General features: G+C 72.0%; 12 protein-coding genes. 10 read left to right on the top strand and 2 right to left on the bottom strand.

The features are described 5' to 3' along the window. The first annotated feature begins 6 nt into the window (after positions 1-6). From GCU69_RS18215 to GCU69_RS18185, 7 genes are all read left to right on the top strand, one after another. Complete coding sequence (locus GCU69_RS18215) at positions 7-1,041, top strand: BMP family lipoprotein (protein WP_098753652.1); 1,035 nt, start codon at positions 7-9, stop codon at positions 1,039-1,041. Between the two features lie 199 nt (positions 1,042-1,240). After that, the gene (locus tag GCU69_RS18210; RefSeq protein WP_098753653.1) at positions 1,241-2,869 is read left to right on the top strand and encodes an ABC transporter ATP-binding protein; all 1,629 of its coding nucleotides are present in this window, start codon (positions 1,241-1,243) and stop codon (positions 2,867-2,869) included. A 26-nt stretch (positions 2,870-2,895) separates the two neighbouring features. Continuing rightward, entirely contained in the window at positions 2,896-4,017 is a 1,122-nt protein-coding gene (locus GCU69_RS18205; protein ID WP_098753668.1) for an ABC transporter permease, read from the top strand. 2 nt (positions 4,018-4,019) lie between these two features. Beyond that, positions 4,020-5,315, top strand: a complete 1,296-nt coding sequence (locus GCU69_RS18200; protein WP_156206645.1) for an ABC transporter permease — start codon at positions 4,020-4,022, stop codon at positions 5,313-5,315. Between the two features lie 49 nt (positions 5,316-5,364). Beyond that, the gene (locus GCU69_RS18195; RefSeq protein WP_156206635.1) at positions 5,365-5,829 is read left to right on the top strand and encodes a cytidine deaminase; all 465 of its coding nucleotides are present in this window, start codon (positions 5,365-5,367) and stop codon (positions 5,827-5,829) included. A gap of 8 nt (positions 5,830-5,837) precedes the next feature. Further along, a complete protein-coding gene (locus GCU69_RS18190; RefSeq protein WP_156206634.1) occupies positions 5,838-7,115 on the top strand; it encodes a thymidine phosphorylase in 1,278 nt (425 codons plus the stop codon). A 97-nt stretch (positions 7,116-7,212) separates the two neighbouring features. After that, complete coding sequence (locus tag GCU69_RS18185) at positions 7,213-7,803, top strand: Uma2 family endonuclease (RefSeq protein WP_156206633.1); 591 nt, start codon at positions 7,213-7,215, stop codon at positions 7,801-7,803. Between the two features lie 94 nt (positions 7,804-7,897). On the opposite strand, the gene GCU69_RS18180 is transcribed toward GCU69_RS18185, so the two are convergent. After that, complete coding sequence (locus tag GCU69_RS18180; RefSeq protein WP_156206632.1) at positions 7,898-9,226, bottom strand: MFS transporter; 1,329 nt, start codon at positions 9,224-9,226, stop codon at positions 7,898-7,900. Between the two features lie 189 nt (positions 9,227-9,415). Between GCU69_RS18180 and GCU69_RS18175 the strand changes: the two genes are divergently transcribed. Beyond that, positions 9,416-10,345 (top strand): LysR family transcriptional regulator, encoded by a 930-nt coding sequence (locus GCU69_RS18175; protein WP_098753669.1) that lies wholly within the window; start codon positions 9,416-9,418, stop codon positions 10,343-10,345. A gap of 60 nt (positions 10,346-10,405) precedes the next feature. On the opposite strand, the gene GCU69_RS18170 is transcribed toward GCU69_RS18175, so the two are convergent. After that, complete coding sequence (locus GCU69_RS18170) at positions 10,406-11,176, bottom strand: alpha/beta hydrolase (RefSeq protein ID WP_098753659.1); 771 nt, start codon at positions 11,174-11,176, stop codon at positions 10,406-10,408. A 151-nt stretch (positions 11,177-11,327) separates the two neighbouring features. Between GCU69_RS18170 and GCU69_RS18165 the strand changes: the two genes are divergently transcribed. Both GCU69_RS18165 and GCU69_RS18160 read left to right on the top strand, forming a co-directional pair. After that, complete coding sequence (locus tag GCU69_RS18165) at positions 11,328-12,494, top strand: adenosine deaminase (RefSeq protein WP_156206631.1); 1,167 nt, start codon at positions 11,328-11,330, stop codon at positions 12,492-12,494. Between the two features lie 179 nt (positions 12,495-12,673). Then, on the top strand, positions 12,674-13,000 hold the full coding sequence (locus GCU69_RS18160) for a hypothetical protein (RefSeq protein WP_156206630.1): 327 nt from the start codon (positions 12,674-12,676) through the stop codon (positions 12,998-13,000). Positions 13,001-13,061 lie beyond the last annotated feature (61 nt).

Here is a 13,061-nt window from a genome sequence, read left to right as displayed (position 1 = left end):
GTCCTCTTGCGCCGGGTAACCAAGATCGCAGCCGCGAGCATCGCCTCCGCGGCACTCGCATTCACGGCCACCGCCTGCGGTGAGTCCTCGACCGAGTCGGGTGGCCAGGACAAGGGCGTCGGGCTGGCCTTCGACGTCGGCGGCCGCGACGACCACTCGTTCAACGAGTCCGCCGCCCGCGGTGTCGACAAGGCCAAGAAGGAGCTGGGCGTCGACGCCAAGATGATGACGGCCAAGAACAACGAGACCGAGGCCGACCGCGAGCAGCGGCTCAGCCAGCTCGCGGAGGCCGGTTACAACCCCGTCATCGGCGTCGGCTTCAACTACGAGAAGTCGATCACCAAGGTGGCCAAGGACTTCCCGGACACGACCTTCGGCGTGGTCGACGCGGTCGCCAAGGGCAAGAACATCGACAGCATGGTCTTCTCCGAGCACGAGGGCTCCTACCTCGCCGGGGTCGCCGCCGCGCTGAAGACCAAGACCGACAAGGTCGGCTTCATCGGCGGCACCCAGAACGCCCTGATCCGCAAGTTCGAGGCGGGCTTCATCCAGGGCGTGAAGGAGACCAAGAAGGACGTCAAGGTCGTTCCGGAGTACCTCTACCCGAACAACGACAAGGGCTTCAACGACCCGGCCGCCGCCAAGGCGAAGGCCAAGGGCATGCTCGACCGCGACATCGACGTGATCTACACCGCGGCCGGCCAGTCCGGCGCCGGTTCCGTCGAGTCCATCGCGAAGAAGAAGGGCGCCTGGGCGATCGGCGTCGACTCCGACCAGTACCTCCAGCCCGGGCTGGCGCAGTACAAGGAGTCGATCCTCACCTCGATGATGAAGAACGTCGACGTGGCGGTGTTCGACCTGATCAAGAGCGTCGAGGAGGGCAAGCCGCTGACCGGCACCAACGCCTATCTCCTCAAGGACGGTGGCGTCCGGCTCGCCAAGTCCGGCGGCAACATCGACGACATCATGCCGCAGATCGAAGAGGCGAAGGAAAAGATCATCAGCGGCGAGATCAAGGTGGACGAGCAGCCGAAGGGCTGACCCGCCGCGCTCACCGGCTGAGCTTCGGCCCGGGGAAGGCAGCGGCCCTCCCCGGGCCGAACAGCGGACGCGACGCTACGCGCGTAGCGTCCGCCCGGCACGATAGCGTCGCCTACGTCCCGTCCTCGGCGGCCGCCCCGTCAGGTCCGGCCCTGGCCGGGCGGCCCGTCCCCGCTCCCTTTCCCGAGGAGAGTGCGCCATCAAAGCGTCCAGCAGCAGCCCCCGCGCGGACAGCGCGCCCGCCGTAGAACTGCGGGGCATCACCAAGCGGTTCCCCGGTGTCGTGGCCAACCACGACATCGACATCACGGTCCGGCGGGGCACCGTCCACGCCCTCGTCGGTGAGAACGGGGCCGGCAAGTCCACCCTGATGAAGATCCTCTACGGCATGCAGAAGCCGGACGAGGGCAGCATCGCCGTGGACGGCGACCGGGTGTCGTTCGGCAGTCCCGCCGACGCCATCGGCCGCGGCATCGGCATGGTCCACCAGCACTTCATGCTCGCCGACAACCTCACCGTCGCCGAGAACGTCGTCCTCGGCGCGGAGAAGCTGTACGGCATCTCCGGCAGGGCCCGCGCCAAGATCATGGAGCTGTCCGAGGCGTACGGCCTGAACGTCCGGCCCGACCTGCTGGTCGAGGACCTCGGCGTCGCCGACCGGCAGCGCGTGGAGATCCTCAAGGTCCTCTACCGCGGCGCCCGCACGCTGATCCTCGACGAGCCGACGGCCGTGCTCGTCCCGCAGGAGGTCGACGCGCTGTTCGACAACCTGCGCGAGCTGAAGGCCGAGGGCCTGACGGTCATCTTCATCTCGCACAAGCTGGGCGAGGTGCTGTCCGTCGCCGACGACATCACCGTCATCCGGCGCGGCACCACCGTCGCCTCCGTGCACCCGTCCGAGGTGACCCCCAAGCAGCTCGCCGAGCTGATGGTCGGCAGCGAACTGCCCTCGCCGGAGACCCGCGAGTCGACCGTCACCGACACGGTCATGCTGGACGTCGACGGGCTGCATCTCTCGGCGACCGACTCCGACGGTGTCGTACGGGCCGTGCTCGACGGCGTCTCGTTCGGCATCCGCAAGGGCGAGGTGCTGGGCATCGCCGGTGTCGAGGGCAACGGCCAGGCCGAACTGGTCGAGGCCGTCATGGGGATGCGCGACCCGGACGGCGGCCGGATCACCCTGGACGGCGACGACATCTCCCGCGCGTCCACCCGGAAGCGGCGCGAGGACGGCATCGGCTACATCCCCGAGGACCGGCACCGGCACGGCCTGCTGCTGGAGGCCCCGCTCTGGGAGAACCGCATCCTCGGCCATGTCACCGAGGAGCCGAACAGCAGGGGCGGCCGGCTCGACCTCAAGGCCGCCCGCAGCGACACCGCCCGCATCGTGCGGGACTACGACGTCCGCACCCCCGGCATCGAGGTCACCGCCGCCAGCCTCTCCGGCGGCAACCAGCAGAAGCTGATCGTCGGCCGCGAGATGAGCCACCACCCCAAGCTGCTGATCGCCGCGCACCCCACCCGGGGCGTGGACGTCGGCGCGCAGGCGCAGATCTGGGACCAGATCCGCGAGGCGCGCCGTGAGGGCCTGGCGGTGCTGCTGATCTCCGCCGACCTGGACGAGCTGATCGGGCTCTCGGACACCCTGCGGGTCATGTACCGCGGCCGCCTCGTCGCGGACGCGGACCCCGCCACCATCACCCCGGAGGAGTTGGGCTCGGCCATGACCGGCGCGGCCAGCGGCCACCTCGAACACGAGGACGGGCGGGACACCGCCCAGGACAGCGACCAGCCCGGCGAGCAGCGGGACGGGGGTGACACCCGGTGAAGGAGCAGCCCCGGCAGCAGACGGCGGTGGCGGACCGGCCGCCGCGCAAGAAGATCGACAAGGACAAGCTGCTCCTGGCGGTCGCGGCCCCGGTGCTCGCGATCGTCGCGGCGCTCGCCATCACCTCGGTGATCTTCCTGACCACCGGTGACGACCCGTTCCGGGCCTTCTCGATCATGGTCGACTACGGCTCGAAGAGCGACAGCCAGGTCGTCATCATCAACAAGGCGATCCCGTACTTCCTGTCCGCGCTGGCCGTCGCCATCGGCTTCCGGATGAACCTCTTCAACATCGGCGTCGACGGGCAGTACCGCATCGCGGCCTTCTTCGCCGCCGTCGTCGGCGGCGCGCTCGCGCTGCCCGGCTTCCTCCAGATCGCGGTCGTCATGATCGTCGCGATGCTCGTGGGCGCGGTCTGGTCCGGCATCGCCGGCCTGCTGAAGACCACCCGCGGCGTCAGCGAGGTCATCAGCACCATCATGCTGAACTCCATCGCCGCCGCGATCATCGGCTACTTCCTGCACGAGGGGCGCCTCGCGGTCCGGGACGGCAACCTGATCCACACCGAGCCCATCCCGGAAGCGGCGCACTTCTTCTCCATCCCCACCCAGGAAGACCCGGTCAACGGCTTCATCGTGGTCGCCGTGGTCGTCGGCTTCCTCTACTGGTACCTGCTGGGCCGCACCCGCTTCGGCTTCGACCTGCGCACCGTCGGACGCTCCGAGGAGGCCGCCCGGGCCAGCGGTGTCGGCGTCAAGCGGATGGTCGTCACCAGCATGGTGCTGTCGGGCGTCGTCGCCGGCCTGGTCGGCATGCCGACGCTGCTCGGCGAGTCGTACAACTACGGCACGGACTTCCCGACCGGAATCGGCTTCACCGGCATCGCCATCGCCCTGCTCGGCCGCAACAACGCGGTGGGCATGGCGCTCGGCGCGCTGCTCTGGGGCTTCCTGGAGCGGACCGGCGGCCGGCTCGAATTCGAGGGCTACGCCCAGGAGATCGTCGGCGTCATGCAGGGCGTCATCGTCCTGTGCGTCGTCATCGCCTACGAACTGGTCCGCCGCTACGGACTCAAGGCACAGCAGCGCAAGGTCGGCGAACAGCTCGCCGCCGAGGCGAGGACCGACAAGGCGGAGGTGTCCGCGTGAGCATGCCCAACTTGTCCAAGATCGCCCAAGGGCTGAGCGGACCGAGGGCGGGGGACGGCGGCGGGAAGGGCCGGCGCAGGCTCTCGTATCCGATGGTGCTGCTGGTCATCGCCGCCGCCCTGCTGCTGATCTCCCTGCTCCAGGCGTACACCGGTGCCCGTGACCTCTCCTCGGCCGGCCAGTACGGCGGCGCCCTGACGGCGGCCGTGCCCATCGGTCTGGCGGGCCTCGGCGGCCTCTGGGCGGAGCGGGCCGGCGTGATCAACATCGGCCTCGAAGGCATGATGATGCTCGGCGCGTTCTGCGCCGGCTGGATCGGCTGGCAGCACGGCCCGTGGGCCGCGGCGCTGGCCGGAGTCATCGGCGGGGCGCTCGGCGGCCTGGTGCACGCCGTCGCCACCGTCACCTTCGGCGTCGACCACATCGTCTCCGGTGTCGCGATCAACATCCTGGCGCTGGGCGTGACCCAGTACCTGGCCAAGCTGTGGTTCGGCCTGGAGGGCAGCGCCGCCGCGCAGGCCGGCGGCAACGAGAAGCAGTCGCCGCCGATGGAGGACATGTCGACGTTCTCGGTGCCCTGGATCTCCGACTGGCTCGGCACGCTGGAGAACAAGGACTGGTTCTTCCTCTCCGACGCGGCGGGCATCGCGCGCGGGCTGTGCACGAACGTCTCCTGGCTGACGCTGGTCGCCGCGGGCCTCTTCGTCGGCACGTTCTTCCTGCTCTGGCGCTCCTCGTTCGGCCTGCGGCTGCGCTCCTGCGGTGAGAACCCGGTCGCGGCCGAGTCGCTGGGCGTCAACGTCTACACGTACAAGTACGCGGCGCTGCTGGTCTCCGGCGGACTCGCCGGGCTCGGCGGCGCGTTCCTCGCGATCGTCGTGCACATGTACTCCGACGGCCAGACCGGCGGCCGCGGCTACATCGGCCTCGCCACCATGATCTTCGGCAACTGGCGGCCGGGCGGCGTCGCGATGGGCGCGGGCCTGTTCGGCTACATGGACAGCCTCCAGCTGCGCGGCGGCGGCGGCACGGTCCACGCGCTGCTGCTGCTCGTGGTGGTGCTGCTGATCGCCGCCGCTCTGTGGAAGATCCGCACCACCGGTACGAAGACGGCCGTGGCGAGCCTCGTCGTCGCCGCGGTGCTGCTCGTCTGGTACGCGCTCACCGACGCCGTGCCGCGCGAGTTCGTCGCGGCCACGCCGTACGTCGCCACGCTGCTGGTGCTCGCGCTGGCCGCGCAGCGGCTGCGGCCGCCCAAGGCCATCGGCAGGACGTACCAGAAGGGCCAGGGCACATGACGTACCGGAAGGGCCCGGGGCGCATGAATCACCGGAACGGCCGGGCCGCATGACGCCCGGCAACGACCCGGCCGGCCCCGACTGGGAGCGGCTGCGCGGCGCGGCCCGGGACGCGATGTCCCGGGCCTACGCCCCGTACTCCGGTTTCCCGGTGGGCGCCGCCGCGCTGGTCGCCGACGGCCGCACCGTGACCGGCTGCAATGTCGAGAACGCGGCCTACGGCGTCGCCCTCTGCGCCGAGTGCGGCCTGGTCTCCGCGCTCGTCGCGAGCGGCGGCGGCCGGCTCACCGCCTTCACCTGCTGCGGGCCGGACGGTGCGCGGCTGATGCCCTGCGGCCGCTGCCGGCAGCTGCTGTGGGAGCACGGCGGGCCGGACCTGCTCGTGGACACCGTCTCCGGTGTCCGGCCGATGAGCGAGGTGCTGCCCGACGCCTTCGGCCCGCGGGACCTGGACCGCGACCGCGCCTCCGGCCCCACCGGCACCGCCGGTCCCCAACCGCCGACAGAAAGCTGAACCACCTGATGGACGCCATCTCCGTCATCCGCGCCAAGCGGGACCGGAACCGGCTGACCGACGCCCAGATCGACTGGGTCGTCGACGCCTACACCCGCGGCGAGGTCGCCGACGAACAGATGTCGGCCCTCGCCATGGCGATCCTGCTCAACGGCATGGACCGGGCGGAGATCGCCCGCTGGACCGCCGCGATGATCGCCTCGGGCGAGCGGATGGACTTCTCCTCGCTGCCCCGCCCCACCGCCGACAAGCACTCCACGGGCGGTGTCGGCGACAAGATCACGCTGCCGCTCGCCCCGCTGGTCGCCGCGTGCGGCGCGGCCGTGCCGCAGCTCTCCGGGCGCGGCCTCGGCCACACCGGGGGCACCCTCGACAAGCTGGAGTCGATCCCCGGCTGGCGCGCGCTGCTGTCCAACCGCGAGATGCTGGACGTGCTGCGGGACGTCGGCTCGGTGATCTGCGCGGCCGGCGACGGACTCGCCCCGGCGGACCGGAAGCTGTACGCGCTGCGCGACGTCACCGGCACCGTCGAGTCGATCCCGCTGATCGCCTCGTCCATCATGTCGAAGAAGATCGCCGAGGGCACCGGTTCGCTGGTGCTGGACGTGAAGGCCGGCTCCGGTGCCTTCATGAAGAACGCCGAGGACGCCCGCGAGCTGGCGGCCACCATGGTCGGGCTCGGCACCGACCACGGCGTGCGGACGGTCGCGCTGCTCACCGACATGTCCACCCCGCTCGGGCTGACCGCGGGCAACGCCCTGGAGGTCCGCGAGTCCGTCGAGGTGCTGGCGGGCGGCGGGCCGGCGGACGTCGTCGAGCTGACCCTGGCGCTCGCCCGCGAGATGCTCGACGCGGCGGGCCTGCCCGACGCCGACCCGGCCAAGGCGCTCGCCGACGGCTCCGCGATGGACCACTGGCGGCGCATGATCGCGGCCCAGGGCGGTGACCCCGACGCCCCGCTCCCGGTCGCCCGGGACCGGCACGTGGTCACCGCCCCGGCCTCGGGAATCCTGACCGGCCTCGACGCGTACGCGGTCGGCGTGGCCGCCTGGCGGCTCGGCGCTGGCCGGGCCCGCAAGGAGGACCCGGTGCAGGCGGGCGCGGGCGTGGAGCTGCACGCGAAGCCGGGGGCCGCGGTCACCGCCGGACAGCCGCTGCTGACGCTGCACACGGACACCCCGGAGAAGTTCGGTTACGCCGTGGAGGCGCTGGAGGGCGCGGTGGCTGTCGCGGAGCCGGGCACGGCGTACGAGCCGACGCCGGTGGTGCTGGACCGCATCGCCTGAGCTGCTCTTTCTTCTTTCGGGTGAACGGGACCGGTGGACCGCCACCGGTCCCGTTCGGCATGCTGGGATCGGTGATGTACCGATTGAGGAGACCGCCATGAGCGCACTGACCGTCGACCCGGGGCCCACCGACGGCTACGGGTGGGAGGACCTCGTCCGTCTCCGGGAGGAGATGGAGTGGCCCGAGGGGTGCAAGGTGGAGATCATCGAGGGGATCATCACCGTGTCACCACCGGCGTCCAGTGACCACAACAACATTGCCGACGACATCCAGCGGCTGCTTTACACCGTGATCCCTCGGAGCTGGGGCATTTTCCAGACCCAGGGCGTTGCCGTGCCCGGGCGCCAGGGCATTTACATTCCCGATCTCGCGGTGATGCCCAAGGAGGCATTGGCCACGGCGAGGACCGACATTCCTGCGGGTGTCGCTGAACTCGTTGTGGAGATCACGTCCAGGACGAATGCCGGTCAGGACCGGATCAGCAAACCGGCGGGGTACGCCCAGGCAGGTGTCCCGCTCTACCTGCTGGTGGATGCCTGGGCACCCGGCGGGCCGACCGTGACCCTGTTCGGGGAGCCGAAGGGGGATGTCTACCGAGTGCTCCAGGCGGGGAAGTTCGGTGATCCGGTACGTCTTCCGGAGCCGTTCGACGTGGTCATCGACACGGATGTGTTCGTGGTCAGCTGACATCCGGGGTCTCACCCATGGCGGGCCCACGGAACAGGCCGCCTCCCGTCCCGGGAGGCGGCCTGTTCCGCCTTGCGGCTGTGCTGCCCCGTGCTCAGAGCCCCGCGCACGCCGGATGCGCCGCCCGGCACCTCCGCTCGGCCAGCGCCCTTCGCGTCGCGTAGACCGTGATGCCCGCCGCCGCCGCCATGGCCGCCAGCCCCAGCGCGACCGTCCCCGGCCAGCCCGCCGTGTGGTAGGCGAGCGCGCCCGCCGTGCCGCCCGCGCTGCTGCCGACGTAGTACGCCGTCTGGTACAGAGCGGAGGCCTGCGCCCTGCCGGTGGTCGCCGTGCGGCTCACCGACGACGACGCCACCGCGTGTCCCGCGAAGAAGCCCGCGGTGATCAGGACCAGACCGGCGAGCACCGCGGCGACCGAGTCGGCGAGCGAGACCAGCAGTCCGGCGGTCGTCGTGCCCACCGCCCCGTACAGGGCGCCGCGCCGCCCGAGGCGGCCGACCAGCCGGCCGGCCGCCGCCGAGGAGACCGTGCCGACCAGGTAGACGACGAAGACGGAGCCGACGATGCCCTGCGGCAGCCCGAACGGCTCGCCGACCAGCCGGTAGCCGATCACGGTGTAGACCGCGCCGAAGACGGTCATGAAGAGCGCGCCGATCGCGTACAGCCGGCACAGCAGCGGATCGGACAGGTGCCCGCCGAGGGTACGGGCCAGCGCCCGGGGGCCGGTCGGCGCCGGGCGGAAGCGCCGTGCCCGCGGCACCAGCAGCCGGAACACGACCGCGCAGAGCACGGCGACGGCGGCGATCGCCGCGAGTGCCGCGCGCCAGCCCCACGCCTGCGCCACCCAGCCGGTCACGATGCGGCCCGACATGCCGCCGATGCTGTTGCCCGCGACGAACAGCCCGATGGCGCCGACCAGCGCCTTCGGGCGGACCTCCTCCGCGAGGAAGGCCATCGCCGAGGCCGGCACCCCGGCCAGCGCGACACCCTGGACCGCCCGGAGCGCGACCAGCCAGCCGAGGTCCGGCGCGAACGGCACCAGCAGTGAGACCAGCGCCGCCACCGCGAGCGAGGCCGTCATCATCGTGCGGCGCCCGAACCGTTCGGACAGCGCGCTGAGCGGCAGCACGGCCGCCGCGAGGCCCAGTGTCGCGCCGGACACGGTCCAGCTGGCCGCGTCGGGCGTCACGCCGAGGTCGGCGGAGATCGCGGGCAGCAGCGCCTGCGTGGAGTAGAGGAGTGCGAAGGTGGCGACTCCGGCCGCGAAGAGAGCGAAGCTCATCCGGCGGTAGCCGGGACCGCCGGGGTGGAGTCCGGTGGCGCCGGGGCCGTCGCCCGGGTCGCGCGGGGCCGGGGGCCGGGACGTCGAGGAGGAGGCGCCCACACGGATCACGGTGGACGCCCCGGTATCAGCAGGAGGCATACCCGAAACGTACGAGGCAGTCGCTTCATGCGTCCAATGCACGGAATGGCGATAATCGATGCAACGGCGCATGACGGCAGGTGAGAGGGGTGCGTGTCATTGAACAGCAACAACAAAGACACTCGTGTGACAACTCGGGGCGCGGGTGGCGCCGGACCGGCCCCCGGCTCCGGATCCGACACCGGCGGCATCCCGGTCCCGGCCGGCCTGGAGTCCGGCTCCTGGCCCGCGCTGCTCGCCCCGCGGCTGGCCCAGTTCGCGGGCGTGGCCCGGTACGAGCACGTCACCCGCGCCGCCCGGGAGCTGGGCGTACCGCAGTCCACCCTGAGCCGGGCGATGGTGCGGTTGGAGGACGACCTCGGGGTGGCGCTCTTCGCCCGGCACGGCCGCACCGTCTCGCTCACCCCGGCGGGCCGCACCTTTCTGCACTCCGTCGAGCGGGCACTGGCCGGGGTGGAGCGCGCCGCCGAGTCCGTACGGGCCGACGCCGACCCGGCGGCGGGCAAGGTCGCCTTCGGCTTCCTGCACACCCTGGGCCCGGAGACGGTACCCGGGCTGATCCGCGCCTTCCGCGCCGACCATCCGCGCGTCCGCTTCCAGCTCGTGCAGAACTACGGCGAGGCGATGCTGGAAGGGCTCCGGGCGGGCGATCTCGACCTGTGCCTGACGGCGCCGGTGCCGGACGCCCCCGATCTCGCCGCGCGCCGGCTCGACGAGCAGAAGCTGCGCCTCGTCGTGCCGGACCACCACCGGCTGGCGGGCCGCAGACGGGTGCGGCTCGCGGAGGCGGCCGAGGAGGCGTTCGTGACCCTGGAGCCCGGTTACGGCCTGCGCCGCATCACCGACGCCCTGTGCGCCGAGGCGGGGTTCAGGCCGCGCGTCGCCTTCGAGGGGGAGGAGGCCGAGACGCTGCGCGGCCTGGTCGCCGCCGATCTGGGAGTGGCGCTGCTGCCGCCCCCGGCGGTGCCCCGCCCGGGGGTGGTGGAACTGACGGTGACGGCGCCGCGGGCCGTACGGGAGATCGGTGTGGCCTGGCTCGACGGACACCCGGACACGCCTCCGGTGGCGGCCTTCAAGCGCTTCCTGCTGTCCCGCCGGGGGCAGTTGCTGCCGCGCTGACGCCCCGGGGAGCAGCCGCCGCGGGTACGGGACCGCGGCGGGGCACGCTCCGGCGGCGGGTCAGCTCCGGCGGAGCGACGCCCCGAAGCCGGACGCCAGCGGCATCCGTAACCCCAGCGGCGGCGGAGCCGCGAGGGCGTCCTCCACCGGCCGGGAGAATCCGCGCTCGAACACCGAACCGATGACGAAGTCCGTGGCCAGCGCCAGCACTTCGGCCCGGTGCTGGTACATCCGGTGGCCGTCCGAGTGCACCTCGAAGCGGCAGACGTCCCGGTTGGCCTTCTTGGCCCGCTCCGCGAACCGGTAGGAGAACTCCGGCTCGGCGCGTTCGTCGTTCGTCCCGTGCACCATCAGCACGCGCCGGCCCGCCAGTTGCTTCACCGGATCGGGCGCCGGCGCCCGTTTGTCCTCGCCGGGCATCCAGGGGGCCAGGGCCAGTACCGAGGTGACGGCCGGATGCCCGGCGGCGAGCAGGGCGGCCCGGCCGCCCATCCCGGCACCCGCCAGGCACACGGGGACGTCACCGTAGCGGCGTACGGTCTCCTCCACCGCCCAGGCGGCGTCCTCGACGGGATGGGCCGCCGCGCCGTTCCAGCCCCGGCAGCGGTAGCCGACGACGTGGGCGACGAGTCCGTCGGCGCGGCCCGCGCGGGCCAGCTGCCGCGCCACCGCCCGGGCCGCCGCGGCCGTCAGGGGCGACTGGCGCCCGGTGCCGTCCGGCTCGCCGTCCGCGAGTACCAGCACCGCGCCGCCGACCGTCCGCCGTGCCCCGTCCGGGCCGAACGCCCGCCCCAGCCGGGCTCCCCGCTCCGGCACTCCTTGCTGAGCCATGGCAGAACCATGACAGAAATTCGGGTGTACCCGGCCCGTCCCGCCGGTCACCGTTCCGTATCTTTCGACCCCTGCCCGGCGCGGGGTCGCACGGGCTTTCAGAAGCTCGAACCGGCGGGCGATCTACGCGCGTAGGAGGTAGAGTGCGGAGATGACGAGCCAGACCCTCAAGACCCCGGACCCGGACCAGATCCGCCGCGCTCCCAAGGTGCTGCTGCACGATCACCTCGACGGCGGCCTGCGCCCGGGTACCGTCGTGGACCTCGCCCGCGCGTCCGGTTACGACGCCCTCCCGGAGAGCGAGCCCGACGCGCTCGGCCGCTGGTTCCGCGAAGCGGCCGACTCCGGTTCGCTGGAGCGCTATCTCGAGACCTTCGCGCACACCTGCGCCGTCATGCAGACCCGGGACGCGCTGTTCCGGGTGGCCGCCGAGTGCGCGGAGGACCTGGCGGCCGACGGCGTGGTGTACGCCGAAATCCGCTACGCCCCCGAACAGCACCTCGAGGGCGGGCTGAGCCTCGAAGAGGTCGTCGAGGCGGTCAACGAGGGCTTCCGCGAAGGGGAGCGCCGGGCCCGCGAGGACGGCAACCGGATCCGGGTCGGCGCCCTGCTGACCGCCATGCGGCACGCCGCCCGCTCCCTGGAGATCGCCGAACTCGCCAACCGCTACCGCGACCTGGGCGTCGTCGGCTTCGACATCGCGGGCGCCGAGGCCGGATTCCCGCCCACCCGGCACCTTGACGCGTTCGAGTATCTGAAGCGGGAGAACAACCACTTCACCATCCACGCGGGCGAGGCGTTCGGGCTGCCGTCGATCTGGCAGGCGCTCCAGTGGTGCGGCGCGGACCGGCTGGGCCACGGCGTCCGCATCATCGACGACATCCAGGTCGCCGCCGACGGCGAGGTGAAGCTCGGCCGGCTCGCCTCGTACGTCCGCGACAAGCGGATCCCGCTGGAGCTGTGCCCGACCTCCAACCTCCAGACGGGCGCGGCCGCCTCGTACGCCGAGCATCCGATCGGACTGCTGCGGAAGCTGCACTTCCGGGCGACGGTGAACACCGACAACCGGCTGATGAGCGGGACGGGCATGAGCACCGAGTTCGAGCGGCTGGTGGAGACCTTCCACTACACGCTCGACGACATGCAGTGGTTCACCGTCAATGCGATGAAGTCGGCGTTCATTCCTTTCGATGAACGTCTCGCGATGATCAATGACGTGATCAAGCCCGGCTATGCCGAACTCAAGTCCGAGTGGCTGTTCCGCGACCCGGCCGCCGGACCCGCTGTCACCAGCGGTTCCACGGGCGCCGTGAGCTGAGCCGGGACGATCCCGGACGTCCCGGCGGGGCGGTGGGGCGGGACGGACTCCTCCGGCGTGGAGGTTTGCGGCGCCGGGGCCCGGTGGTTACGTTGCGGTGAACCGCGGTCACGGACCGTGTGCTTTTCGCGTGTCCGCGGCGCCGCTCAACTCTCCCCCCAGCATGAGGATGTATGTCGATGAAGCAGGCAACTGCCAGGATTCTCGGAGGCGCCGTGCTCGGCGCCGGTATCGCGATGGCCGCCGCGGGCACCGCCACGGCCGCCCCGGCCCTCACCTCCGTGCCGGGCGTCGCCGCCCTGCCCGCGGGTGCGCCCGAGGCTCTCGCCGCCGGCACCGCCGGGCTCGGGCCGGTCACCGACGCCGTGGAGGGCGAGGCCGCCCCCGCCCCGGCCAAGGCCGCTCCGCAGGCCGCCCCCAAGGCCGCGGACAGCCCCGTGGCCGGGGCCCTGAAGCCGCTCGCGGCGCTGCTCGGCGGCCTCCCGCTGTCGCTTCCGGTCGGCTGACCCGCCCGGTTCCGTACGGACCTGTCCGTACGGGCGGTCGGTACGGGCCGGGATTCCGAGG

This window comes from Streptomyces lycii, assembly GCF_009735685.1.
GTDB classification, from domain to species: Bacteria; Actinomycetota; Actinomycetes; order Streptomycetales; family Streptomycetaceae; genus Streptomyces; species Streptomyces lycii.
Note: the sequence above shows the minus strand (reverse complement) of the source record. Positions and strands in the feature narration are given on the sequence as shown.